29 protein-coding genes are annotated in these 23,834 nt (G+C 73.7%); 17 read left to right on the forward strand and 12 right to left on the reverse strand.

Translation table 11 applies throughout. From position 1 onward, the window contains the following. Nucleotides 1-19: 19 nt before the first annotated feature. The 5 genes from H1D33_RS01440 (at nt 20) to H1D33_RS01460 (ending at nt 5,525) form a co-directional block, all read left to right on the forward strand. A complete protein-coding gene (locus H1D33_RS01440) occupies nt 20-607 on the forward strand; it encodes a GNAT family N-acetyltransferase (RefSeq protein ID WP_181569786.1) in 588 nt (195 codons plus the stop codon). 97 nt (nt 608-704) lie between these two features. After that, nucleotides 705-1,301 carry a hypothetical protein gene (locus tag H1D33_RS01445; RefSeq protein ID WP_181569785.1) on the forward strand — a complete coding sequence of 199 codons (597 nt, stop codon included), beginning with the start codon at nt 705-707 and terminating at the stop codon, nt 1,299-1,301. 80 nt (nt 1,302-1,381) lie between these two features. Continuing rightward, complete coding sequence (locus tag H1D33_RS01450) at nt 1,382-1,774, forward strand: hypothetical protein (protein WP_181569784.1); 393 nt, start codon at nt 1,382-1,384, stop codon at nt 1,772-1,774. After that, on the forward strand, nt 1,771-2,301 hold the full coding sequence (locus tag H1D33_RS01455) for a DUF6036 family nucleotidyltransferase (RefSeq protein ID WP_181569783.1): 531 nt from the start codon (nt 1,771-1,773) through the stop codon (nt 2,299-2,301). The genes H1D33_RS01450 and H1D33_RS01455 overlap by 4 nt, the downstream gene beginning before the upstream one ends. Nucleotides 2,302-2,372: 71 nt before the next feature. After that, nucleotides 2,373-5,525, forward strand: coding sequence for an AfsR/SARP family transcriptional regulator (locus tag H1D33_RS01460; protein WP_181569782.1), 3,153 nt, complete (start codon nt 2,373-2,375; stop codon nt 5,523-5,525). Nucleotides 5,526-5,531: 6 nt separating this feature from the next. On the opposite strand, the gene H1D33_RS01465 is transcribed toward H1D33_RS01460, so the two are convergent. Beyond that, nucleotides 5,532-6,356 carry an ABC transporter permease gene (locus tag H1D33_RS01465; RefSeq protein ID WP_181569781.1) on the reverse strand — a complete coding sequence of 275 codons (825 nt, stop codon included), beginning with the start codon at nt 6,354-6,356 and terminating at the stop codon, nt 5,532-5,534. Then, entirely contained in the window at nt 6,353-7,309 is a 957-nt protein-coding gene (locus H1D33_RS01470; protein WP_181569780.1) for an ATP-binding cassette domain-containing protein, read from the reverse strand. Before H1D33_RS01470 ends, H1D33_RS01465 begins: the two co-directional genes overlap by 4 nt. Before the next feature lie 135 nt (nt 7,310-7,444). Between H1D33_RS01470 and H1D33_RS01475 the strand changes: the two genes are divergently transcribed. Genes H1D33_RS01475 through H1D33_RS01485 form a run of 3 tightly spaced genes read left to right on the forward strand, consistent with a single transcriptional unit; the run spans nt 7,445 to nt 8,705 of the window. Continuing rightward, a complete protein-coding gene (locus tag H1D33_RS01475) occupies nt 7,445-7,891 on the forward strand; it encodes an SRPBCC family protein (protein WP_181569779.1) in 447 nt (148 codons plus the stop codon). After that, the gene (locus tag H1D33_RS01480) at nt 7,888-8,238 is read left to right on the forward strand and encodes an ArsR/SmtB family transcription factor (RefSeq protein ID WP_181569778.1); all 351 of its coding nucleotides are present in this window, start codon (nt 7,888-7,890) and stop codon (nt 8,236-8,238) included. Before H1D33_RS01475 ends, H1D33_RS01480 begins: the two co-directional genes overlap by 4 nt. A gap of 23 nt (nt 8,239-8,261) precedes the next feature. Further along, on the forward strand, nt 8,262-8,705 hold the full coding sequence (locus H1D33_RS01485; protein ID WP_181569777.1) for an SRPBCC family protein: 444 nt from the start codon (nt 8,262-8,264) through the stop codon (nt 8,703-8,705). Here the strand turns inward: H1D33_RS01485 and H1D33_RS01490 are convergent. Beyond that, nucleotides 8,689-9,069: a hypothetical protein gene (locus tag H1D33_RS01490; protein ID WP_181572966.1), complete on the reverse strand. Its 381-nt coding sequence runs from the start codon at nt 9,067-9,069 to the stop codon at nt 8,689-8,691. The genes H1D33_RS01485 and H1D33_RS01490 overlap by 17 nt on opposite strands. 40 nt (nt 9,070-9,109) lie before the next feature. Between H1D33_RS01490 and H1D33_RS01495 the strand changes: the two genes are divergently transcribed. Further along, on the forward strand, nt 9,110-9,667 hold the full coding sequence (locus tag H1D33_RS01495) for a Uma2 family endonuclease (RefSeq protein ID WP_181569776.1): 558 nt from the start codon (nt 9,110-9,112) through the stop codon (nt 9,665-9,667). Nucleotides 9,668-9,722: 55 nt separating this feature from the next. Here H1D33_RS01495 and H1D33_RS01500 read toward each other — a convergent pair whose 3' ends face one another. From H1D33_RS01500 to H1D33_RS01510, 3 genes are all read right to left on the reverse strand, one after another. Further along, entirely contained in the window at nt 9,723-10,598 is an 876-nt protein-coding gene (locus H1D33_RS01500) for a glycine betaine ABC transporter substrate-binding protein (RefSeq protein WP_181569775.1), read from the reverse strand. An 87-nt stretch (nt 10,599-10,685) separates the two neighbouring features. Continuing rightward, on the reverse strand, nt 10,686-11,579 hold the full coding sequence (locus H1D33_RS01505; protein ID WP_181569774.1) for an ABC transporter permease: 894 nt from the start codon (nt 11,577-11,579) through the stop codon (nt 10,686-10,688). Next, nucleotides 11,576-12,832 carry a quaternary amine ABC transporter ATP-binding protein gene (locus H1D33_RS01510; protein WP_246411755.1) on the reverse strand — a complete coding sequence of 419 codons (1,257 nt, stop codon included), beginning with the start codon at nt 12,830-12,832 and terminating at the stop codon, nt 11,576-11,578. The genes H1D33_RS01505 and H1D33_RS01510 overlap by 4 nt, the downstream gene beginning before the upstream one ends. Nucleotides 12,833-13,271: 439 nt before the next feature. Here H1D33_RS01510 and H1D33_RS01515 point away from each other — a divergent pair, with 439 nt between their 5' ends. Then, nucleotides 13,272-13,874, forward strand: a complete 603-nt coding sequence (locus tag H1D33_RS01515; protein WP_181569772.1) for a biliverdin-producing heme oxygenase — start codon at nt 13,272-13,274, stop codon at nt 13,872-13,874. Between the two features lie 4 nt (nt 13,875-13,878). Here the strand turns inward: H1D33_RS01515 and H1D33_RS01520 are convergent, their stop codons facing one another. Beyond that, entirely contained in the window at nt 13,879-14,469 is a 591-nt protein-coding gene (locus H1D33_RS01520) for a TetR/AcrR family transcriptional regulator (RefSeq protein WP_181569771.1), read from the reverse strand. 71 nt (nt 14,470-14,540) lie between these two features. On the opposite strand from H1D33_RS01520, the gene H1D33_RS01525 reads away from it, so the two are divergent. Beyond that, on the forward strand, nt 14,541-15,728 hold the full coding sequence (locus H1D33_RS01525; RefSeq protein ID WP_181569770.1) for an FAD-dependent monooxygenase: 1,188 nt from the start codon (nt 14,541-14,543) through the stop codon (nt 15,726-15,728). A 3-nt stretch (nt 15,729-15,731) separates the two neighbouring features. On the opposite strand, the gene H1D33_RS01530 is transcribed toward H1D33_RS01525, so the two are convergent. Continuing rightward, nucleotides 15,732-16,262 carry an SRPBCC family protein gene (locus H1D33_RS01530; RefSeq protein WP_181569769.1) on the reverse strand — a complete coding sequence of 177 codons (531 nt, stop codon included), beginning with the start codon at nt 16,260-16,262 and terminating at the stop codon, nt 15,732-15,734. 2 nt (nt 16,263-16,264) lie between these two features. Continuing rightward, the gene (locus tag H1D33_RS01535) at nt 16,265-16,573 is read right to left on the reverse strand and encodes an ArsR/SmtB family transcription factor (protein WP_181569768.1); all 309 of its coding nucleotides are present in this window, start codon (nt 16,571-16,573) and stop codon (nt 16,265-16,267) included. A 65-nt stretch (nt 16,574-16,638) separates the two neighbouring features. Between H1D33_RS01535 and H1D33_RS01540 the strand changes: the two genes are divergently transcribed. Continuing rightward, a complete protein-coding gene (locus H1D33_RS01540) occupies nt 16,639-17,568 on the forward strand; it encodes an LLM class F420-dependent oxidoreductase (RefSeq protein WP_181569767.1) in 930 nt (309 codons plus the stop codon). A 6-nt stretch (nt 17,569-17,574) separates the two neighbouring features. Here the strand turns inward: H1D33_RS01540 and H1D33_RS01545 are convergent, their stop codons facing one another. Next, the gene (locus H1D33_RS01545) at nt 17,575-17,910 is read right to left on the reverse strand and encodes a hypothetical protein (protein ID WP_181569766.1); all 336 of its coding nucleotides are present in this window, start codon (nt 17,908-17,910) and stop codon (nt 17,575-17,577) included. A 67-nt stretch (nt 17,911-17,977) separates the two neighbouring features. On the opposite strand from H1D33_RS01545, the gene H1D33_RS01550 reads away from it, so the two are divergent. After that, on the forward strand, nt 17,978-19,204 hold the full coding sequence (locus tag H1D33_RS01550; protein WP_281370397.1) for an FAD-binding protein: 1,227 nt from the start codon (nt 17,978-17,980) through the stop codon (nt 19,202-19,204). On the opposite strand, the gene H1D33_RS01555 is transcribed toward H1D33_RS01550, so the two are convergent. Further along, nucleotides 19,186-20,334, reverse strand: a complete 1,149-nt coding sequence (locus H1D33_RS01555; protein WP_181569764.1) for a site-2 protease family protein — start codon at nt 20,332-20,334, stop codon at nt 19,186-19,188. The two genes, H1D33_RS01550 and H1D33_RS01555, sit on opposite strands and share 19 nt — an antisense overlap. A 61-nt stretch (nt 20,335-20,395) precedes the next feature. Here H1D33_RS01555 and H1D33_RS01560 point away from each other — a divergent pair, with 61 nt between their 5' ends. Continuing rightward, nucleotides 20,396-20,680, forward strand: a complete 285-nt coding sequence (locus tag H1D33_RS01560) for a hypothetical protein (RefSeq protein WP_181569763.1) — start codon at nt 20,396-20,398, stop codon at nt 20,678-20,680. Then, complete coding sequence (locus H1D33_RS01565) at nt 20,677-21,087, forward strand: PIN domain-containing protein (protein ID WP_181569762.1); 411 nt, start codon at nt 20,677-20,679, stop codon at nt 21,085-21,087. The genes H1D33_RS01560 and H1D33_RS01565 overlap by 4 nt, the downstream gene beginning before the upstream one ends. Nucleotides 21,088-21,094: 7 nt before the next feature. Here the strand turns inward: H1D33_RS01565 and H1D33_RS01570 are convergent, their stop codons facing one another. Beyond that, nucleotides 21,095-21,943 (reverse strand): alpha/beta hydrolase, encoded by an 849-nt coding sequence (locus H1D33_RS01570; RefSeq protein WP_181569761.1) that lies wholly within the window; start codon nt 21,941-21,943, stop codon nt 21,095-21,097. A gap of 172 nt (nt 21,944-22,115) precedes the next feature. On the opposite strand from H1D33_RS01570, the gene H1D33_RS01575 reads away from it, so the two are divergent. Then, nucleotides 22,116-23,003, forward strand: coding sequence for an ABC transporter ATP-binding protein (locus H1D33_RS01575; RefSeq protein ID WP_181569760.1), 888 nt, complete (start codon nt 22,116-22,118; stop codon nt 23,001-23,003). A gap of 18 nt (nt 23,004-23,021) precedes the next feature. Then, nucleotides 23,022-23,828 carry an ABC transporter permease gene (locus H1D33_RS01580; RefSeq protein WP_181569759.1) on the forward strand — a complete coding sequence of 269 codons (807 nt, stop codon included), beginning with the start codon at nt 23,022-23,024 and terminating at the stop codon, nt 23,826-23,828. The last annotated feature ends 6 nt before the right edge of the window (nt 23,829-23,834 follow it).

The raw sequence follows: 23,834 nt of genomic DNA on the forward strand, positions 1-23,834 counted from the left end.
ACGGGTGCAGGATGGGCGGGTGAGGTTTCCACTCTCGACACGGCCGGCCGTCCCCGCCGGCACGCTCGCGGCCGGTCCGCAACCCACGCTCGCCGCCGGCCGCGACCTCGTCCTGCGGCCCTGGCGGGACACCGACGCGGCGGCGTTCCTGGCCGCGTACCGGGATCCGGAGATCCGGCGCTGGCACACCCGCCGGCCCGCCTCCGAGGAGCAGGTCCGCGAGTGGTTCGCGTTCTACCGCCGGGCGTGGCGGCAGGAGACGGCGGCGAGCTGGGCGATGACGTACGGCGGTGGTGACGCGCTGGGCCGCATCGTCGTGGGCGCGATGGACCTCGGTGACGGGGTGGCGGTGTGCGCGTACTGGGTGGCGCCGGCCGCGCGCGGCGCGGGCGTGGCCTCCCGGTCGCTGCGGGCGGTGAGCGACTGGGCGTTCGGCGCGGTGGGCTTCCACCGCCTCGAACTCGACCACTCGACCCGCAACCACGCGTCCTGCCGGGTCGCCGTCAAGGCCGGCTTCCGTCCGGAGGGCACCCGACGCAGCGCCGCCGTGCACGCGGACGGACGACACGACATGCACGTGCACGCCCGCGTCCGCGGCGACGACTGACACGGTCGGTCGGTCCGTCCGGGGCGTGGGCGCGGGGCGGTCCCGGAGAGCGTCCGTGTGTGATGATCGATGCCGAGGGCCGTCGGCGGGAGGGCACATGACCGAGCCACCGCGCGGCGCCGCGCCACGGACGTCGTTCTGGCAGTCGATGGCCGGGATGCTCACCGCCGTCGCCGCCCTGATCACCGCGCTCGTCGGTGTCGCGGCATTCCTCCACCAGGTCACCGGTGGCGGCTCCGCCGCACCTCCGGCAACGCGGTCGTCGGCCTCCTCCGCCCCGCCCCGGGCGGCCGGCCAGGAGACGTCCCCGCCGCCGGTCACCGCCCCGGAGGGCGCCGCCGCCGGCCCGTTCGACTTGCTCTTCAACAACAACGGCGTCGATCTCGACGCCGACCCGCCCAGGGTGGCCACCCGGCCGGACACCGGCATCGACATCTACGACGGCGGCGGCTCGATCCAGAGCTATCCCGTCTGGGCCGGCCTGGCCAGATGGAGTCGCGCCGGCACACCCACCCGGGAGGACTGCCTCGCCCTGCTCAACGGCTTCGCGACGATCGACTCCACCTACCGCAAGGGCAGTCGATACTGCGTGCACACGCGGGAGGAGGTCCACGTCGCGTTCGTCGAGTTCGTCGCACCGGTCGAAGCGGGCTGGAAGATCCGGGTGACGGTCTGGCCGGGCACGGCGGACTGACCGCTCGATGTTCTGCAAGCACCCGAGCGGAGGTGGCACCGGCCAGCTCAGGTGCCTTGCCGTGTACTAGCGTCGGAACGGTGGGAAAGCATGCTGCGAGCTACGAGCCGCTGACGGCGGTGCGTCTGGGTGCGCTGCTCGCCGGCGCTGACGACAGCCGGCGGTGGCGCTTGGTGGCGGAATTCCTGGAGGAGTACCGCTGGGAGCCGGTGGAGACTCGCCGGCTGCTGCTGGACGGTGAGCCGGCCTCCACCGGCAACGAGCACTGGGACGTGTTCCTCGCGGCGCTGGCAGAGCATCTGAGCGCCAAAGACGGGCGTGGCGCGCCACCGTGGGTCGAGGCGCGGTCGCTCCGCACGTTCTGGTTCCCGTTCAACACGAGCGCCGCCCGGGTGGATGCGGTGGTCCACGCGCCGGCCGCATTCCGTCGCCGTGGCGTCTACGTCTCGGCCCAAGAGTTGGAGGTGGCGTGAGCATCGATGATCCACTTCTGGACCGCACGGCGATCGAGGGCGCCTTCCGCCGGCTCGGTGACCGGCTGGCGAGGCGAGGCGTCGTCGCGGACCTCTACATCTTCGGCGGGGCGGCGATGGCACTGGCTTACGACGCCCGACGAGCCACGCGTGACATCGACGCCGTTTTCCAGCCGCATGGCATCGTGCTCGACGAAGCCCGGGCCGTCGCCGACGAACTCGGCATGCCGCACTGGTGGCTGAACGAGCAGGCGAGCGCCTACGTCGCACCTGGCGGCGATGCGGCTGCGCCACGCGTCTTCGACCACCCTGGTCTGCGCGTCTCGGCAGCGTCTCCGGAGCACCTGCTGGCCATGAAGGTGCTTGCCGCTCGCCGACGGGATGCGGAGGACATCCGATTTCTCGTCGATCATCTTGGGCTGACGAGCGCGGAACAGGTTCTCGGGCTATGTGCCGAGATCTTCCCGGACGAGGAGGTCCCGGGACGCGCGAGATTGGTGCTCGACGACGTGTTCGGGGTGGAATGACGGTATCTAGACTGCTGCACGGGCCCTGACCACGGCGGTGGCGTCGGTCGCGCGGATGAGAGAGTGACAGCGTGCGGGTGGGGATCCTCGGGCCGCTGGAGGTCAGCGACGGCGCGCAGCTCGTCGACGTCGCCGGGGCGCGGCTGCGGGCGCTGCTGATCCGTCTCGCCCTCGACCCGGGCCGGCCGGTCAGCGTCCCGGCGCTGGCCGAGGCGCTCTGGGCGGACGCGCCGCCCGCCGACACCGCGAACGCCGTGCAGACACTGGTGTCCCGGCTGCGCCGGGCGGTGCCCGGGCTGGGCGTCCGCAGCGGCCCGGCCGGTTACCGGCTCGACCTGGACCCGGACGACGTGGACGCCGAACGGTTCGCGCGGCTGGCCCGGGACGGCCGGGAGGCGCTGCGCGCCGGGGACGCGGAGCGGGCGCTCGGAACGCTGCGGGACGCGCTGGCGCTGTGGCGCGGCCCGGCGCTGGCCGAGGTCGGCGACGCGCCCTACGCGGGCGCGGCGGTGGCCCGCCTGACGGAGCTGCGGCTGACCGCGCAGGAGGACCGGATCGAGGCGGAGCTGCGGACCGGCCGCGCGGAGCTGCTGGTCGCCGAGCTGGACGAGCTGACCGCCGCGCACCCGTTGCGGGAACGGCTGGCCGCGCTGCACCTGCGCACGCTCGCCGCCGCCGGGCGACCGGCCGAGGCGCTGGCCGGGTACGAGCGGGTGCGGGCGCGGCTCGCGGACGAGCTGGGCGTGGACCCCTCGACCGAGCTGCGCGCGGCGCACCTGGCGCTGCTGCGGGGCGACGCGGCGCCGCCCCCGGTGGCCGCCGCGCCGCGCGGGAACCTGCGCGCCGCGCTCACCACGTTCGTCGGGCGCGACGACGACCTGCGCCGGCTCACCGGGCTGCTCGCCGGCAACCGGCTGGTCACGTTGATCGGGCCGGGCGGGGCCGGGAAGACCCGACTGGCGAGCGTCGCGGCGGGGCGGCTCGCCGGTGGCGTACCCGGTGGGGCGTGGCTGGTCGAGCTGGCCCCGATCACCGACCCGGCGGACGTGCCGCGGGCGGTGCTCGACACGCTCGGCCGGCGGGACCGGGCGTTGGAGCCGACCCGGCCGACGGCGCGGGACACGCTCGGGCGGCTGGTCGACGCGATCGCCGGGGACCGGACGCTGATCGTGCTGGACAACTGCGAGCACGTGGTGGAGGCCGCCGCCCGGCTCGCCGAGGAGCTGCTCGGCCGCTGCCCGGGGCTGATCGTGCTGGCCACGTCCCGTGAGCCGCTGGGCATCGTCGGCGAGGCGCTGGAGCCCGTACCGCCGTTGCGCCTGCCGCCGGCGGACGCGACGCCGGCCGACGCGCTCGCGTACCCGTCGGTGCAGTTGCTGCGCGACCGGGCGGTGGCCGTGCGGGCCGGGTTCGCGGTGACCGGTGACAACGTCGCCGACGTGGTGGAGATCTGTCGTCGGCTGGACGGCCTGCCGCTGGCCATCGAGCTGGCCGCGGCGCGGCTGCGGACGCTGTCGCCGAGGCAGGTCGCGGCCGCTCTGGACGACCGGTTCCGGCTGCTGACCGGCGGCAGCCGCACCGCGCTGCCCCGGCACCGGACGCTGCGGGCGGTGGTGGACTGGAGCTGGGGGCTGCTCACCGACGACGAGCGCCGGCTGGCCGAGCGCCTGGCCGTGTTCCCCGCCTCGGTCACCGCCGAGTCGGCGGCCGGCGTCGGCGGGCCGGCCGCCGCCGCGCTGCTCGACGCGCTTGTCGACAAGTCGCTGCTCCAGGTGGTCGGCGACGGGCGCTTCCGGATGCTGGAGACCATCCGGGAGTACGGGTTGGAGCGGCTGGTCGCCGCCGGTTCCGCCGCCGAGGCGCGGGCCGCGCACGCCGCGTACTTCCGGGAGCTGGTGGCGACCGCGGAGCCGCACCTGCGTACCGCCGGTCAACTGCCCTGGCTGCGGCTGCTGGCGGCGGAGCGGGAGAACATCGTCGGCGCGCTGCACTTCGCCTGCGACGCCGGGGACGCGGACACCGCGCTGCGGATCGGCGCGGGCCTGGCGCTGCCGCTGACCATCTGGGGCGACGACGGCGGGATCGGCGGCGACGTGCTGGCCCGCGCGCTGGAGCTGCCCGGTCCGGCGCCGGCGGCGGAGCGGGCCGTGGTGCTCGCCATCCGCGCGATCCGGGAGATGTTCCACGGCGCCCGCGAGCCGACGGAGGAGCGGATCGCGGAGCTGACCGACGCGGTGCGCGCGGCGGAGGGGACGAAGCACCCGATCGTGGCGCTGCTCGAACCGGTGCTGGCGATGTTCACCGACGACACGGCCGCCGGGCTCGCCGCCGTCGACCGCGCCCGTGGCCACCCCGACCCGTGGACCGACGGGACGTTGCTGGCGATGCGCGGCCAGATCAAGGAGAACGACGGCGACGCCGAGGGCATGCTGCGCGACTCGACCCGGGCCATCGAGGAACTCCGCGCGGTCGGCGAGCGGTGGAGCCTGTCGATGGTCCTGAGCCAGCACGCCGACGCGCTGACCAAACGTGGCGACTTCGCGGCGGCGACGGCCGCGTTGGAGGAGTCGGCGCGGCTGGCCCGCGAGCTCGACCCGACCGCCGAGCCGGGTTTCCAACTGATCTGGCTGGCCGGCATCCAGGCCCGCTCCGGCGACGTCGCCGGAGCCAAGGCGGAGCTGCGCCGGTTCGTCGCCGCCCGGACGGCCGACCGGGACGGCCGGGACGCCGCGTTCGGGCTGATGATGCTCGGTGCCATCGCGCGGCAGGAGGGTTCGCTCGACGAGGCGCAGGAGTGCCTCACCGAGGCGAAGCGTCGCCAGGAGGACGCGCCGATGCTCGCGCCGCAGTTCCGCGGGCTGCTGCTGACCGAGTCGGGGCACCTGGCGCTGGCCCGCGGTGACGTGGCGGGGGCGCGGGCCTGCATGTCCGAGGCCGTCGTCCGGGGCCTCGCCGCCCGGGACATGCCGGTGGTCGCGATCATCGCGGTCGGCTGGGTCGCGGTCGCCGAGGCGGAGGGCCGGTACGAGCGGGCCGCCGAGCTGCTCGGCACGTCCGACTTGCTGCGCGGCTGGCCGGACCGCTCGGACCCGGACGCGCAGCGGCTCGCCGAGCGGCTGCGCGCCGTGCTGGGCGACGAGGGCTACGCCGCCGCGTACGCCCGGGGGCACGGCCTGAGCCGGGCCGACGCCCTCGCATCCGTGGGCGTCGACCCGGCTCGGTGAGGCCGGTCAGGCCCGGCGCCGGTAGGCCCGGACGGCGAGCGGCGCGAAGACCGCGATGATCGCCACGGTCCAGAGCAGCGACCGGGTGACCGGCCCGGCGACCGGTCCGCCGATGATCAGTCCCCGGGCCGCCTCCATCACGTCGGCCACCGGGTTCACCCCGACCCACCACTGCAACCAGCCGGGCAGCGTGTCGGTCGGCACCATCATGTTGGTGCCGAAGGTCAGCGGGAACAGCAGCAGGAAGGCGGTGCCCTGCACGGCGCCCGGGCTGCGCATCAGCACCCCGAGCAGCACGCCGATCCAGCTCACCGCGAACGCGAACGCGATGGTCAGCAGGCAGGCCGCCAGCGTGGACAGCGGGTCGGTGCCGATCCGGAAGCCGATGGCGTAGCCGAACGCGAACAGCACCACGATGGAGACCACGAACCGGACCAGGTCGCCGACCACGGAGCCGACCAGCGGCGCGGATCGGGCGATCGGCAGGCTGCGGAACCGGTCGAAGACGCCCTTCTCCACGTCGGTGTTCAGACTGACGCCGGTCGCGATGGACGCGAAGAGCACGGTCTGCACCATGATCGCCGGGAGCAGGAACTCCAGGTAGGCGTGCTGCGAGCCGGAGATCGCGCCGCCCAGCAGGTAGACGAAGATGAGCACGAAGATGATCGGCTGGAGTGTCACGTCCAGCAGTTGCTCCGGGGTGCGCATCGTCTTGACCAGGCTGCGGCCGGCGAGCGCGAGGCTGTGCCGGGCCAGCCCGAACGGGCGGGCGCCCACCCGGGGCGCGCGGGTCCGGGGCGGCGTCGCCGCCGCGCGAATGGTCGTGGTCATGCCGCCACCTCCGTGGGCTCCTCGGCGCCGTGGCCGGTCAACGTGAAGAACACCTCGTCCAGGCTGGGCAGCCGCAACGCCAGCTCGACCACCCCGATGCCTGCCTCGTCGAGCCGGCGGACCACCGCGGTGAACGTCGCGTCGTTCTCCACCGGCACGGTGAGCAGCCCGGGTCGGGGCAGCTCGGGTTCGGCGCCGGTGCCGGCGCGCAGGATGTCGGCGACGTCGCCGAGCCGCTCGGGCTCGGTCGGCCGGACCACGATGGTCTGGCTGCCGGCGATCCGCTTCAGCTCGCCCGGCGTGCCGTGGGCGATCACCCGGCCGTGGTCGATCACCGAGATCTCGTCGGCCAGCGCGTCCGCCTCGTCCAGGTACTGCGTGGTGAGCAGCACGGTCGAGCCGTCGTCGACCAGCGAGCGGACCACCCCCCACATCTCCTCACGTTTCGCCGGGTCCAGGCCGGTCGTCGGCTCGTCCAGGTAGATCACGTCCGGCCGGCCGACCAGGCTCGCGGCCAGGTCGAGCCGGCGGCGCATGCCACCGGAGTACGTCTTGGCCGGGCGGCCGGCCGCCTCGGTCAGGTCGAACCAGGCGAGCAGCTCCGCCGCCCGGGCCCGCGCGTCGCGCCGGCTCAGGTCGAGCAGCCGGCCGATCAGCACCAGGTTCTGGGTGCCGGTCAGGTCCTCGTCGACCGAGGCGTACTGCCCGGTCAGCCCGATCAGCCGGCGCACCTGGCCGGCCTCGCGGACCACGTCGTGGCCACCGACGGTGGCGCGCCCGGAGTCCGGGCGCAGCAGGGTGGCGAGGATCCGCACCGCGGTGGTCTTGCCGGCGCCGTTCGGCCCCAGCACCCCCAGCACGGTCCCCCGTCGTGCGGCGAGGTCGATCCCGGCCAGCGCGGTCGTCGTACCGAACCGCTTGACCAGGCCCTCCGCCTCGAATGCGTAACTCATGGCACCGACGATGGTGGGCGCCGCTGGCAGCGGGCGCACACCGCGCTGACACCACCACGCACACGCAACAAATGGTTGCGCTTCGGGTCGGCTGCGACTAGCGTGATGCGCAACCAACGGTTGCAGGAGGTTGTCGTGGAGTACGGAACCATCGAGCGCGAGATCTACGTCGAGGCGTCGCCCGAGATCGTCTTCGAGGTGGTGAGCAGCCCCGAGCACCTCCGGAAGTGGTGGCCGGACGAAGCCCGCTACGAGCCCACCCCGGGGTCGGTGGGGGAGATCGCCTTCGGTGACACGGTGGTCCCGTTCACGGTCGTCGACGCGCGACCGCCCCGCACGTTCTCGTTCCGGTGGACGCACCCGTCTGGCGAGGCCGCGGCCGAGGGCAACTCGCTGCTGGTCACGTTCGAGCTGACCCCGTCCGGCGCGGGCACGACGCTGCGGATGACCGAGACCGGCTTCCGCGAGATGGGCTGGGAGGTCGCTGTCCTGGAGCAGCAGTACCGGGACCACGTCAGCGGCTGGGACCACTTCCTGCCGCGGCTCGCGCCCCACGCCGCCACGCTGGCCGTACGGCCGTGAGCGCCACCCGGGTCGAACCGGTCGACGACGACCTCTGGTCCGCGATCGGCGACCCGACCCGCCGCCGGATGCTCGATTTGCTGCTCGCCGCCGACGGCGGCACGGCCACCTCGCTGAGCCGGCAGATGCCGGTCAGTCGCCAGGCGGTCGCCAAGCACCTCGGCGTGCTCGACCGGGTCGGCCTGGTTCGGGGCGACCCGGCCGGCCGGGAGCGGCGCTACCGCGTCGACGACGCCCAGCTCGCCCGCGCGGCGGCCCAACTCGCGTCCGTCGGCTCGGCCTGGGACGCCCGACTGCGCCGGATCAAGCGGATCGCCGAGGAGATCCAGCGCGCCCGACCGGAATGACGACGACAGAAGAGGAGATCGAGATGGTGGACATCCTGCACCGGATCGGGGTGCGGACCCCGGAACCCACGACGGTGTACGACGCGCTGACGACCGTCGACGGGCTGGCCGGTTGGTGGACCGACGACACGAAGGGCAGCGCCGATGTCGGCGGTGTCCTCGCGTTCCGCTTCCCGCCCGGCGGGTTCGACATGGAGGTCGTCGAGCTGCGGCCCTCCGAACGCGTGGTGTGGCGGGTGGTCGACGGCCCGCCGGAGTGGATCGACACCACGGTGGAGTGGAACCTGCGCCAGGACGGCGACTGGACCATCGTGCTCTTCGCCCACCGGGGCTGGCGCGAGCCGGTCGAGTTCATGCACCACTGCAGCACCAAGTGGGGGTCCTACCTGCTGAGCCTCAAGGCGCTGGCGGAGACCGGCGAGGGCGCGCCGTCACCGCGCGACGTGCAAATCAGCGACTGGCACTGACCGGCCCGGTGCCGGTGAGTAGGGCGAGGTGTTCGGTCCAGAGCCATCGCAGGTAGCTGCGCAGCCGTTCCGGCGTGGCGATCCAGCCCTCGTCGGGATAGCGGAGCAGCCGCCCGACCTCGCCGGCCACCAGGTCGTAGCCGGACGCCCCGGTCTCCGGGACCGGGGCGTCCGGGGCGACCGCGACCGGGAGCGGCACCATCGGGACCCGGAGGCCGCCGTCGTCGCAGGCCCGAAGCACGGTGAGATAGACCCGGACCAGGTGGTACGCGGAGACGACGAGCGCGAGACTGTCGATGCCCAGGCCCCGGACCTGGTCGACGATCCACCTGGCCTGCCGGCGGAGGCGAACATGGATGCTCACCTGGGCGGGCAGGAGCAGGTCCCTCGCCTAGGATGGCGGCATGAGCGCTGAGGCCGTCGGCATGCACATGCCTGCCGTCGTGACGCTCGACGACGTGGCGACGATGAACGCCACCGACCCGAACGGTCACCGCTACGAGACCAGCCCCGAGGGGGTCCTGTCGGTCATGCCGCCGCCCGATTCGGACCACGCAATCATCGCGAGCCGCCTCTTCGCCTGGTTGATCATGGCCGGCTGGCCCGCCGAGCAGGTGCTCCAGGCGGTCGGCGTACGCGTTCCCGGCCCCAACGGCGACGGCGGCCGGATCCCCGACCTCACCGTCTGGCGGAAGCCGCCGGCGCGGGGCGTCTGGTCGGCGGTGACCGACCTGGTTCTCGTGGTCGAGATCGTCTCACCCGGCTCGGAGGCGATGGACTCGGTGACCAAGGTCCGGGAATACTCCTCGGCCGGCATCCCGCGCTACTGGGTGGTCGAACGGGACGGTCCGCAGACCGTCACGCTCCACGAGCTGACCGGCGACGGTCGGTACGCCGAACACGCGCGGATGCCGCTGGCCTGGCTGTTGCAGAACGCACCCGCCGAACACCTCGACCGATAGCACGGCCGAGGGGCCCCGCCGAACCGGCAGGGCCCCTCGTCGTCACTCCGTTCGCTCAGGCGAGCGTCTTCAGGTAGTCGGGGTTGGCCTTCAGCCATTCCTCGACGGCCTTCTTCTCGTCGCCCTTGTGCGTGGTGAACATCAGCTCCTCCAGCGAGGCGAGCTGGTCACCGTCCATCTTGAACTTCTTCAGCATCTCGGCGACCTCGGGGAAGTCCTTGCCGAAGCCCTTGCGGCCGAACGTGTTGATCTGCTCGGCCTGCCCCAGGGTGCCCTTCGGGTCGGCCAGGTCCTTCAGCTCGTACTTGGCGTAGGCCCAGTGCGGGTGCCAGAGCGTGACCACGATCGGCTTCTTGTTGGCGACGGCGCCGTCGAGCGCGGCCAGCATGGCCGGGGTGGACGACGTCTTGAGCTTCATCGCGCCGTCCAGCCCGTACTTCGGCAGCACCTGCTCCTGGGTGGCCTTGGTGAGGCCGGCGCCCGGCTCGATGCCGACCATCTCGCCGCCGAACGTGCCGGCCTTGGCGGCCAGGTCCTCCAGCGAGTCGATGCCCTCGACGTACTTCGGCACCGCGATGCTCAGGCTGGCGTCGTCGTGCCAGACGCCCAGCTTCTCCAGCTTGTCGCCGTACTTCTCGAGGTAGGAGGCGTGGGTCAGCGGGAGCCAGCCGTCCAGGAACAGGTCGATGTCGCCGTTGGCGAGACCGCCGTAGACCAGCCCGGCCTCCAGGTTCTTCAACTGGACCCGGTAGCCCTTGTCCTCGAGGATGTTCTGCCACAGGTGGGAGGCGGCGATCGCCTCGTCCCAGGCCATGTAGCCGATGGTGATCTTCTTGTCGCCGCCGGACGCGCCGTCGGACTTCTCGCCGCAGGCGGTCGCGCCGCCGAGGGCCAGGGCGGCGGTCACCGCCAGCGCGAGGACGCGCTTCATCGTCGTGATCACAGAATTTCCTTCCTTACGGGGTTGCCGGCGGTTCCGCGTACACGGAAGCAGGGGTGCCGGCCGGGCGGGCGACGGTCAGGCGGCCTCACGCGCGAGGCGTTGCGCCCGCGCGGAGGGAAACCGGTCGCCCAGCGAATCGGTGAGCCGGTCGAGCACGACGGCGAGGACCACGACGGCGATCCCGCCCTCGAACCCGCTGCCCACCTCGACCTGGGAGAGCGCGAAGATGATCACGTCGCCGAGGCCGCCGGCGCCGACCATGCCGGCGATGACCACCATGGACAGGGACAGCATGATCACCTGGTTGACGCCGGTCATGATGGTCGGCAGCGCCAGCGGCACCTTGGTGCGCAGCAGCACCATCCACGGCGGCGCGCCGAAGGACTCGGCGGCCTGCACGATCTCCTTGTCGACCTGGCGCAGGCCCAGCTCGGTCAGGCGGACGCCGGGCGGCATGCTGAACACCACCGTGGCCAGCACGCCCGGCACGGTGCCGATGCCGAAGAAGAAGAGCGCCGGGATCAGGTAGACGAACGCGGGCATCGTCTGCATGAAGTCCAGCACCGGCCGGGCCAGCGCGGACGCCCGCTTGTTCTCGGCCACGAAGACGCCCAGCGGGATCGCCAGCAGCAGGGCGAGCAGACTGGCCACGAGCACCTGCGCGAGCGTGCTCATGGTCTCCTCCCAGTAGGGCATGCCGGCCACCAGCAGGAGACCGACGGCCGCGCCGAGGGCGAACCTCCAGCCGCGCAGCCACCAGCCGAGCCCGGCCAGCACCGCCACGACGGCCACCGCGGGCACGCCGTTGAGCAGTTGTTCGAGCGGGCCGACCAGCGCCTCGACCCCGGTCGTGATCGCGTCGAAGACCGGCCCGAGGGTACGGGTGGCCCAGTCCACCGCGGACTCGACCCACGCGCCCAGCGGCACCCGGGGCAGCGCGGCGTCGAGCGGGAACTCGCGCAGGCTCATGCCGGCGTCTCCTTTCCGGCGACCAGTGCGACATCGGCGGGCTCCGCCGACGCCGGCTCGGCCGGTTCGTCGGGGGTGGCGCTGGCCAGCGCGCTGAGCAGCGTGATCCGGGGGATCACCCCGGCCAGCCGGCCCCGGTCGTCCAGCACGGCGACCGGGTGCCGGCTTTCCGCGCAGTCGGCGAACAGGTCGGCCACCGAGGTGTCCTCGGTGACGGTGCGGACCTCGGTCGAGACGTACCCGTCGAGGGTGGTCCGGTTCTCGCGCAGCGCGCGCAGCACCTCGTCCTCGGTCACCGTGCCGAGGAACCGCTTGCCCGGGCCGGTCACGTAGACCACCGAGGTCTGGGTCTCCCGCAGCGCCTTCGCGGCGACCCGCGGCCCGGCGCTCACGTCGAGCACCTGGTGCGGCTTCTCCATCACGGAGGCGGCGGTGAGGATGCGGGTGCGGTCCACATCGGCCACGAACTGCGCCACGTAGCCGTTGGCCGGGTCGGTGAGGATCTCCTCGGCGGTGCCGATCTGGACGATCCGGCCGTCCCGCATCACCGCGATCCGGTCACCGAGGCGCATCGCCTCGTTGAGGTCGTGGGTGATGAAGATGATCGTCTTGCCCAGCTCGGCCTGCAGTTCCAGGAGCTGGTCCTGGATCTCCCGCCGGATGAGCGGGTCGAGCGCGGAGAACGCCTCGTCCATGAGCAGGATGTCGGTGCCGGCGGCCAGCGCGCGGGCCAGGCCGACGCGTTGCCGCATGCCACCGGACAGGTCGTGCGGGAGGTGGTCCGCCCACTCGGTCAGGCCGACCATGCGCAGTGCCTCCATGGCGCGCTCGCGTCGCTCCGCCTTGGGCCGGCCGGCCACCTCCAGCGCGTACCCGGCGTTCTCCGCCACCGTGCGGTGCGGCATGAGCGCGAAGTGCTGGAAGACCATGCTGATCTTGTCCCGGCGCAGCTTGCGCAGCGCGGCGGGCTTGAGCGAGGTCAGCTCGACCCCGTCCACCCGCACGCTGCCCGAGGTGGGGCGGAGCAGGCCGTTCAGCGTCCGGATCAGGGTCGACTTGCCGGAGCCGGAGAGGCCCATCACGACGAAGATCTCGCCGGGGCGTACCTCGAAGGTCGCGTCGATGACGGCGGCGGTGGCCGGGAGTCCGGCCAGCGCCTCGGCGCGTGGCGCGCCGTCCGCCAGGCGTCTTACCGCTTCGTCAGCTCGGTTCCCGAATATTTTGTAGAGCGACTGCACTGCGAGCGCGGACACGATCCCCTCTCCGACGCCCGTGAGGTCGCCTTCGGTCTCGTCCGTCATGTCAACATCGGTCACGTCGATCGGGCCGCAGGGGCCGGCCGAGAAACCTACCGACGTCATCGCCGACAATCCAGCCGGGACTACGGGGGCTGTGGACCTGCACACAAAAAAACGGAGCCGAATTCGGTCGTCCGGGCCGGTCCGGTACGCGCGCGACCGGCATTTTCGCTGGTAGGAGCCGTTTGCCTGCGGCTCGACTTCTCGGTGGCGAATATGAAGGCGCTGATCGCGAACTGTCATGCGTTCGTCATATCCGCCCGGCCGCGTCGCGCGTTTCCGGTCGGCGTCGCCGTCCTATTCCGAAATGGGACGCGCCGGGTGGGACGTCGATTCCCGTCGTAACGACTTCGGGGAATGTGCGCCGCTGGGCGCGTCGAGGCATACTCGCCGGATGCCCGATCAGCCCCGGAGCCCGGCGGCGGTGTCGCCGATGTTGGCCGCGTTGCGCGACGGCACCCGCGACCAGCACGCCGCCGTGGAGCGGCGGCTGGGCCTGCCCGACCGGATCCGCACCCGGGCCGACCTCGTCGCCGTGCTGACCGCGTTGCTGGACGCCTGGGCGCCGCTGGAGCGGGACCTCGCCGCCGCGGACTGGTCCGGGCTGCCGCTCGACCCCCGGCTCGGCGAGGCCGCCGCGCTGCTGCGGGCCGACCTCGCCACGCTCGGGGGCGACCCCGCCCGGCCGGTCTCGTCCTCGGGTCTGGACCTCGCCTCCGTGGCGCGGGCCGCCGGCGGCCGGTACGTCCTGCTCGGCAGCGCCCTCGGCGGCCGGGTGATCGCGCCCGAGGTGGAGCGTCGGCTGGGCCTGCGCGCGGGGGAGGCGACGGGCTTCTTCCGCCGGGTCGGGGGCGCGCCGGGACGGGACTGGCGGGCCTTCCGCCTCGCGGTGGCCGGTCGGGAGTGGTCGGCCGGGGAGACGGCGGACGCCGTCGACGCCGCGCGGTCGACGTTCGACCTGATCGGCCGCATTCCGACGGGCCGGCCGACCGGCTGAGCGGTCACCCCGGACGGCCGGGGCCCAGCTCCCGGGCGACGATCCGCAGCGCGCGGATCAGCTCCCCGGCCGAGGGCGCGGCGGCCGGGTCGACCAGCCACTGCGCGGCCACGCCGCCGAGCAGCGCCTGGTGGAACGTGCCGAGCGTGAGCGCGGTGGCCTCGTCCGCGGCGGGGTCGAGCCGGTGGAACACCTCGGCCAGGCCGAGCCGCGCCTGCCGGTTCGCGGCGGCGAACGCCTCGCGCAGCTCGGGATGCCGGTCCATCCGGGCGATCAGCTCGAACTGGACCGCCCAGAGCGGACGCAGCCGTGCGTACGACTCGATGATCCGTTCCCAGGCCAGCTCGAACCGCCGCTCGGGCGTGACGTCCGGGCCGGCGTCGTGTGCCAGTGCGCGCTCCAACTCCTCGCCCCACTCCGCCATCGCCTCGACGAGCGCCTCGTCGAGCAGCGCCCGGGTGGTGCGGAAGTGGTAGCCGATGGCGGCCAGGCTGGTGCCGGCCGAGGCGGCGACGTCGCGGGCGGTGGTGGCGGCGTAGCCCTTCTCCATCAGGCAGCGCTTCGCGCCGGCGAGCAGGTCCTCCCGATTTCCCATGCCGGCAGCGTACCCACCCTCTTGAACATTTGTCTTGCACAAACGTCTCACACGCCCGTACCGTCATCGCCATGACCGATGTCCTGATCTCCGGCGCCGGTGTCGCCGGCTCCGCGCTCGCCTGGTGGCTGCGGCACCACGGCTTCCGCCCGACCGTCGTGGAGCGGGCCCCGAGCCCGCGCGACGGTGGCTACAAGGTCGACGTGCGGGGCGCGGCCCTGACCGTGCTGGAGCGGATGGGCCTGGCCGGGCGGGTGCGTGCCCACGACACCGGCATGCGGCTGGCCCGTTTCCTCGACGATCGCGGCCGGCAGCTCGCCACCATGGACGCCGCGTTGTTCGGCGGCCGGTCCACCGGCGACGTCGAGGTCATGCGCGGCGACCTGACCCGGCTCCTGCGGGCCGACGACGTGGAGCACCGCTTCGGCGACTCGATCACCGCGCTCGACGCGGACGCCGGCGGGGTGGACGTGACGTTCGCGCGCGGCGACCGCCGTCGCTACGACCTGGTCGTCGGCGCCGACGGTCTGCACTCGACGGTACGACGGCTCGCGTTCGGTCCCGGGTCGGTGCACCTGCGCCCGCTCGGGCACCACATCGCCGTCTGCACCGTGCCGGCCGGGCTCGCCGAGGACCGGGTCGAGCTGCTGCACCCGGAGCCCGGGCGGACCGTGGGCGTCTACCGGACCGCGGGCGCGCCCGACGCCCGCGCGCTCTTCCTCTTCCGCTCGCCGGCCGGCGACACCGACGCCGGTGACCTCGCCGGCCGGCGGGACGTGCTGACCGGGGCCTTCGCCGGGGCCGGCTGGCGGGTGCCCGAACTGCTCGCCGCGGCGGCGGACGCGCCGGACCTCTACCTCGACGCGATGAGCCAGGTGGTGATGCCGAGCTGGTCGAGCGGCCGGGTGGGTCTGGTCGGCGACGCCGCGTACGCCGCCTCCCCGGCCTCCGGGCAGGGCACCAGCCTGGGCCTGGTCGGCGCGTACGTGCTGGCCGCCGCGCTGGCCGAGGCGGCCGGTCGGCCGGCGGACGGGTTCGCCGCGTACGAGCGCCGGATGCGACCGTTCGTCGACGCGAACCAGGCGCTGGCGCAGCGCAACCTGAAGGGCATGGTGCTCGGCTCGACCGGGCAGATCCGGTTCCAGACGGCGATGCTGCGCCTGCTGCCGCACCTGCCCGGCCGGGAGCGGATGGTCGGCCGGGTGGCCGAGCCGATCCGCCGGGCGGCCACCGCGATCACGCTGCCGGACGCCGCCTGATCCTCACGGGCGGTCCAGGCGCTCGGCGTACGCGTCGCGCAGCTCCGCCCAGCCGAAGTCCTTCGCCTCCGCGCCGCGGATCGGGCCGACCGGGTCACCGTCGAGCAGGTGGCCGGCGACATCCAGGCAGAGGTGCCAGCCGGCGGCCACCATCGGCGCCAGGTCGGCGCGGTCGATCCGGTGCCGCAAGGTCAGCGTGGTGCCGGCGCCGGTGGGTGCCAGCTCCCAGCGGAGCAGGCCGTCGCCCCAGGTGTACTCCAGCAGGCGCGGGCGGTCGGCGCGCCGGACCGTGGCCGGCGCCGGGTCGGCCCGGTCGCCGTCGACGGTGCGGAGCGTGGCGTCGCCGGTGCGGCCCAGGTCGCGGTCGGCGAGGAAGGGCGCCCACTCGGCGAGTTGCCCGGGGTCGGTCAGCGCGGCCCACACCCGCTCGGGCGGGTGCCGCAGCTCCCGGACGAGGATCAGGTCCCACCGGTCGCCGACCGGGACCCGGTCGACGTCGGCGAGCGGGCCGGGGCGGAAGTCGTCACGCTGCATCGTCACTCCTGACGGTCGAGATGGCGCTCCAGGGCGTCGAGGTGCTCGGTCCACATCAGCCGGTAGGGCCCGAGCCAGTCGTCCACCGCCCGCAGCGGCCGGGTGTCCACCCGGTAGATCCGCCGCTGGGCCGCCGTGCGGCAGGTGACCAGACCGGCCTCGCGGAGCACCCGCAGGTGCTTGGAGACGGCGGGTTGGCTCATGCCCAGCGCGTCCACCAGCTCGCCGACGCTGCTGTCGGCGCGGCGCAGCCGGTCGAGGATGTCGCGTCGGGCCGGCTCGGCCAGCACGGCGAAGGCGTCCACGGTCACGCCGCCAATATGCCATCACGGTTATATGCCAGTCAAGGCATATGCTTGATACCTATGCTCGGGGGATGGAACTGCGGATCTTCACCGAACCTCAGCAGGGCGCCGGCTACGACCAGTTGCTCGCCGTGGCGCGCCGGGCGGAGGAAACCGGCTTCGCCGCGTTCTTCCGCTCCGACCACTACCTGAAGATGGGGTCGGTGAGCGGCGACCCCGGTCCCACCGACGCCTGGACCACGCTCGCCGGCCTGGCCCGCGACACCACCCGGATCCGGCTCGGCACGCTGATGAGCGCCGCCACGTTCCGCCTCCCCGGGCCGCTCGCCATCACCGTCGCGCAGGTCGACCAGATGAGCGGCGGGCGGGTCGAGCTGGGCATCGGCACCGGCTGGTACGCCGAGGAGCACGCCGCGTACGGCATCCCGTTCCCGCCGCTGGGCGAGCGGTTCGACCGGCTGGAGGAGCAGCTCGCGATCATCACCGGGCTCTGGTCCACGCCGGCCGGCACCACCTTCGACTTCCCCGGCACCTACTACCCGGTCAGCGACTCCCCGGCGCTGCCCAAGCCGGTGCAGCGGCCCCGCCCGCCGATCCTGCTCGGCGGCATGGGCCCGAAGCGCACCCCGCGCCTCGCCGCCCGGTACGCCGACGAGTTCAACCTGCCGTTCGCCTCGCTCGACGACACCACGGCGCAGTTCCGGCGCGTGCGGGACGCCTGCGCCGAGATCGGCCGGGACCCGTCCACGATGGTCTGGTCCAACGCGCTGGTGCTCTGCTGCGGGCGCGACGACGCCGAGGTGGCCCGCCGCGCCGAGGCGATCGGCCGGGAACCCGCCGAGCTGCGCGCGAACGGCGCCGCCGGCACGCCCGCCGAGGTGGTGGAGACGCTCGGCCGGTACGCCGAGGCCGGCGCCGGCCGGGTCTACCTCCAGGTGCTCGACCTGGCCGACCTGGACCACCTGGAGTTGGTCGCCGCCGAGGTGATGCCGCGGCTCTGAGCGGGCCTACGCCCGCCGCACCGTGTCCAGCCGGCCGTCGCGGTCGCTGTCCAGGTACGTCACGTCCGGCACCCCGTCGCCGTCGATGTCGACCTGCACCACATCGGCGACGCCGTCGCCGTCCAGGTCGGTCACCACCTCGACCGAGCCGTCCAGGTGGCGGGTCACGATCGAGTGCGCCTGCCCGTCGCGCGGCGCCGGCCCCGGGTGCGGTGCCGGCTCCGGCTCCGGCGTCGGCGCCGGCACGGGGGCGGTCAGGTCCGGCCCGACACCTGTCGGGTCGATCTCCTCCTCCGACGGGTACACGTCGCCGTGGAGGCTCGGGTCGCGGTAGCTGCTCATCCCGCCAGGATTCCCGCTTCCACCCCGGAACAACCCTGCCCGCCCCCGATGGCGGATGATGCAGCGCATGACCGACACCAACTGGGCCGGCAACGTCCGCTGGTCGGCCCGGACCCGGCACCGGCCGACCTCCCTGGACGAGCTGCGCCGCCTGGTCGCCGGCGCGGACCGGGTCCGGGCCGTCGGCACCGGTCACTCGTTCAACCGGCTCGGCGACACCACCGGCGCCCAGATCGCGCTCGACGGGCTGCCGCCCACCGTCGCGCTCGACCCCGACCGGGGCACCGTCACGGTCGCCGCCGGCCTGCGCTACGGCGACCTGGCCACCGCGCTCCAGGCCCGGGGGTACGCGCTGGCGAACCTCGCCTCGCTGCCGCACATCTCGGTCGCCGGCTCGGTCGCCACCGCCACCCACGGCTCCGGCGTCGCCAACCGCAACCTGGCCGCCGCGGTGGCCGCCCTGGAGATCGTCACCGCCGACGGGGACCTGCTCACCGTCGACCGGAACGACAGCCGGTTCCCCGGCCTGGTGGTCAACCTCGGCGCGCTGGGTGTGGTCACCCGGCTCACGCTCGACGTGGTCGGAACGTTCGACCTGCGGCAGTACGTCCGGCTCGGCCTGCCCCGCGCCGCGCTGGACGAGGCGTTGGGCGCCGCGTACAGCGTCAGCGTCTTCACCGGCTGGCGGTCCGAGCGGTTCGACCAGGTGTGGATCAAGCAGGACGCGGACCAGCCGCCGCCGCCCGCCGACTGGCTGGACACGACGGCCGCCGAGACGCCGCAGCACCCGGTGCCCGGCATGTCGCCGGTGCACTGCACCGCCCAGTTCGGCGAGCCCGGGCCGTGGCACGAGCGACTGCCGCACTTCCGGCTCGGCTTCACCCCCAGCAGCGGCGACGAGCTGCAGTCGGAGTGGCACGTGGCCCGCGCCGACGCGGCGGCGGCGCTCGCCGCGCTCGACCCGGTCGCCGAGCGGATCGCCGCCGTGCTCCAGATCTGCGAGCTGCGTACGGTGGCCGCCGACGAGCTGTGGCTCAGCCCGAACCACCGCCGGGACACGCTGGCGGTGCACTTCACCTGGATCGGCGACCCGGTGGCGGTGGCGCCGGTCCTGGCCGAGGTGGAGCAGCGGCTCGCCCCGTTCGCGCCCCGCCCGCACTGGGGCAAGCTGTTCGAGCGCGACCCGGCCGCCGCGTACCCCCGGCACGCCGACTTCGCCGCGCTGCTGCGCGACCTCGACCCGGCCGGGAAGTTCCGCACCGCGGAGCTGGACCGCTACTTCCCGCGCGACTGACCGGTCAGCGGGCCGCGCAGGCTGCCGCGCTGCACCGCGCGGCTGATGTCGCTGGGCGAGACGATCCCGACCAGCCGACCGTCGACCACCACCAGCGCGCGGCCGTCGGTGCACTCGTTGAGCCGGGGGAGCAGCTCGGTGAGCTGCTCGTCCGGGCGGGCGAGCACCAGCTCGTCGGCCCGGCAGGACACCTCGGCCAGGGTGGTGGACGGGCGGCGGTCCGCCGCGACGCCGCGTACCCGGTCGAGCGTGACCAGGCCGACCGGCCGGTCGCCCTCGGTCAGCGGAAGCGCCGAGTGCCGGTACGCGAAGAGGTAGTGGTCGACGAAGTCGGCCACGGTCAGGTCCCCGGACGCGGTCTGCGGCTGCGGCGTCATCACGTCGCCGACCCGCACCCCGCGCAGCGCGTCGCCCATCCGGGCCTGGCGTTCCTCCTGCCCGGCCGCGCCGATCAGGAACCAGCCGATCAGCGCCAGCCAGAGCCCGCCGAACCCGGCCCCGCTGAGGAACCGCCACAACCCGAGGCCGATCAGCACGATGCCCAGCACCCGCCCGGCGCCGGCGGCGACCACCGACGCCCGGGTCCGGTCGCCGGTGGCCTTCCACACCGCGGCCCGCAGCAGCCGCCCACCGTCCAGCGGCGCGGCCGGCAGCACGTTGAACAGGGCCAGCAGCACGTTGATCCCGGCCAGCCAGGACAGCGCGCCGAGCAGCAGCCCGTGCCCGCCGGCCACCGCGACGGCCACCGCGATCGCGCCGAACACCACGCCGATGACCAGGCTGACCAGCGGCCCCACCCCGGCGATCCGCAGCTCGGCCCCGGGGTCCTTCGCCTCGCCCTTCAACTCGGCCACGCCGCCGAAGAGCCAGAGCGTGATCCCCTCGACCTCGATGCCGTTGCGCTTGGCCACCACCGCGTGCGACACCTCGTGGGCGAGCAGGCCGACGAAGAAGACCACCGCGGCGGCCAGCCCGGCGGCGACGTAGGCGAGCGTGGCATGACCGGGGTACGAGCGGGGGAACAGGCTGGCCGACAGCGTCCAGGCGATCAGCACGAAGATGACCAGGACACTCCAGTTGACGCCGACGGGTACGCCCGCGACCCGGCCGAGCCGGAAACTCGCCCTCATCGCTCCGTCATACCCCGCACGTCGCCCCGGTAACGGAGTATGCGCCGACTATGCTGAGAGTATGACGAGGCGCATCACCATCAGCCTGCCCGACGACGTTGCCGAGTACGTCGAGCGCTCGCACGGCACGACCTCCGGCTTCATCGCGGACGTCCTGCGGCGGAAGATGCGGGCCGACGGCCTGCGGGCACGCTGGGCCGAGCACGGCTACGTGGTGACCGACGAGGACGTCGAACGCGCGCGCCGCCGGCTGGCGGAGCAACCGCCGATCACCGACGAGCAGCACGACCGGAACATGCGGTGGCTCCGCCAGTTCGGTGACGACGAGGGCTCGGCGGCGGCGTGAACGGGCTCGTCCTGGACACCTCCGCGCTTCTCGCGTACGCCTCCGGAGACAGCGTCGAGCCCGGCGCGTTGCTGACCCTCGCCCAGGAGGACCCGGAGCAGGAGGTGTGGATCCCGGCGCTCTGCCTGGGCCAGGCGCAGCTCCAACTCGCCGGGACGCCGGCCACCGACCTGCTCGACCTCCTCCTCGACGCCGACCGGGACATCCGGGTCGCGGTGTACGACGGCCCGACCAGCCGGCGAGTGGCCCGGATCGCCGCGAGCGGCAAGGTGCCCCTCGACGTGGCCCACGCCGTCGCCACCGCCGTCCTCTACCGGTGTTACCTGGTGACCCGGGACGCCCCGACGGTGGCCGCGGTGGCCCCACCCGATCTGGAGATCCTCGACATCGCCGAGTCCTGGGAGTGAGCCGTGGTCAGCGGCGGGGCGCCTCGCTGACCACCGTCGGGGAGAACTCGTTCGCCGCCTCGACCGCCCACTCCAGCGCGAAGTCGGCCTCCTCCTCCCAACCCGGCTCGCCGCCGACGAAGTGCGACCGGCCGGGGAACTCCCGATAGCCGGTGACCGCCGTCGAGCCGCGGTAGAGGTTGGCCAGGCTGGTGGCGAGCGACGGCGGGATCACGTGGTCCTCGCCGCCGGCGGTGATCAGCAGCGGGGCGCAGTCGTCGCGCTTCCTGTCGACCTCGGTGGCCGAGTTCGGGTCCAGGTTGGCGAACGAGCCCTCGAACAGCACGTGACCGGCGCCGGGGACGGCGTACCGCTCCCAGGCGGCGTCGGACTCCGCGCGGGTGAGCGTGTTGCCGAAGGCGTACCGGAAGTCCTCGGCGGTGAACGGGACGGCGCGGTGCCGGTTGGCCGGGTTGTGCAGGATGGAGAACCCGGAGCGCAGCGTGCTCAGCGGCAGCTTCAGCACGCCCTTGACCGGTGCCGGGTGCACGCCGACGACGGCGGCGCCGAACCGGCGGTCCCGCAGCAGTTGGGCGACCAGGCCGCCGAACGAGTGCCCCATGACGATCGGCGGCCGGGGCAGCTCCCGGATGATCGCCGCGTAGTGCGCGACGATGTCGGCGATCCGCTGGCCGGCGATCGGCGTCGGATCGGCCCGCAGCTCCTCGACCTCGCGGTCCATGCCGGGCCAGGCCGGGGTGAGCACCCGGAACCCGCGCGCCGCGTAGCGCTCGGCCCAGTGCTCCCAGCTCCGCGACGTCATCCACAGCCCGTGGATGAGCACGATCGTGTCGACGCGTCCGGTCGGTACGCCCATGCTGCGGCTTACCCGGCCCGGCGGCCCTCACTCCACGCGCGGCTCGTTGAGAAGGGCCTCTTCTCTACCGCAGGCGTTAACCGGGGCCCCTCCTTACGCCTGACAAATGTAATGGGCGGGAGGTGACGGGTGCTCCGGGGAGCGGGGCGGCGCGGGCCGGAGCATCATGGGCATGACCGACACCGCACCGGCCGTCGAACTGGCCGGACTCACCAAGACCTACGGCCCGGTGACCGCCGTCGACGGGCTCAGCCTGCGGATCACCCCCGGTGAGGTGGTCGCCTTCCTCGGCCCCAACGGCGCCGGCAAGACCACCACGGTGGACATGCTGCTCGGGCTGGCCCGGCCGGACGCCGGCACGGTCCGGCTCTTCGGCGGCACCCCCGGCGACGCCGTCCGGCACGGCCGGGTCGCCGCCGTGATGCAGACCGGCGGGCTGCTCAAGGACCTCACCGTCGCCGAGACGGTACGGATGACCGCGCACTTCTACGGCCACACCCGACCGGTGGCCGAGGTGCTGGAGCGCGCCGGCATCGCCGAGATCGCCGACCGGGCGGTGGGCAAGTGCTCCGGCGGCCAGCAGCAGCGCCTGCGCTTCGCCCTCGCGCTGCTGCCCGACCCGGACCTGATGGTGCTGGACGAGCCGACCACCGGCATGGACGTCGAGGGCCGGCGCGACTTCTGGCAGGCGATCCGGGCCGACGCCCGCTCCGGCCGGACCGTCCTGTTCGCCACCCACTACCTGGACGAGGCCGACGCGTACGCGGACCGGATCGTGCTGGTGCGGCAGGGTCGGGTGGTCGCCGACGGGACCACCGCCGAGATCAAGAACCTGGCCGCCGGCCGGGTGGTGCGGGCCACCCTGCGGGGCGCCGACCAGGCCGCGCTCGCCGCGCTGCCGGGCGTCCGCTCGGTCGAGGTACGCGGCGACGCGATCCTCGTGCACAGCGAGGACTCCGACGTCGTCGCCCGGCACCTGCTGACCCGGACCGACGCCCGGGACCTGGAGATCACCTCGCGCAACCTCGAGGACGCGTTCCTCGCCCTGACCGCCGCCTGACCCGCCGGGAGCCTCGCCATGACCGCCACCACCTCGTCCGATTCCAGCATCGCGGCCCGCCTGGCCGACCGCCGGCCGCCCGCCCTGGGTGGCTTCTCCGCCGCCGTACTCGCCATCGAGATCCGCCGGGTGCTGCGCAACCGCCGCACGCTGATGTTCATCCTGGTCATGCCGGCGGTGTTCTTCCTCCTGTTCGGGCTGCCCTCGCGCGGCGACAAGCTGGACAACGGCCTGCCGGTCACCGGCTGGATCATGATCAGCCTGGCCGTGTACGCGGCCATGGTCGCCACCACCAGCGCCGGCGCCGCCGTCGCCACCGAACGCGCGCTGGGCTGGAGCCGGCAGTTACGGCTCACCCCGCTGCGGCCCGCCGCGTACGTGGCGACGAAGGTGGCCACCGCGATGGTGCTCGGCCTGCTCGGCGTGCTCGTCGAGTTCGCCGTCGGCGCCGCCTCCGGGGTGCGGCTGCCGGCCCACGTCTGGCTGGAGTCCGGCCTGACCGCCTGGCTTGGCTCGCTGGTCTTCGCCGCGTTCGGCCTCTTCGTCGGCTACCTCGCCCCGGCCGAGAACGTCATGCAGTTCATGGGCCCGGCGCTGGCCATCCTGGCCATGCTGGGCGGCCTGTTCGTTCCGCTCGATCTGCTGCCCGACGTGATGCAGCAGATCGCCAAGTTCACCCCGGTGTACGGGGTCGGTCAGCTCGCTCGCGCGCCGCTGACCGGCACCGGGGTGGACTGGGCGGCGGTCGGCAACGTGGCCGCCTGGACCGCGTTCTTCGGTCTCGGCGCGACCCGCCTGTTCCGCCGCGACACCACCCGGGTCTGACCGGGG

Origin of the sequence: Micromonospora ferruginea (genome assembly GCF_013694245.2) — a bacterium.
Classification (GTDB): Bacteria; Actinomycetota; Actinomycetes; order Mycobacteriales; family Micromonosporaceae; genus Micromonospora; species Micromonospora robiginosa.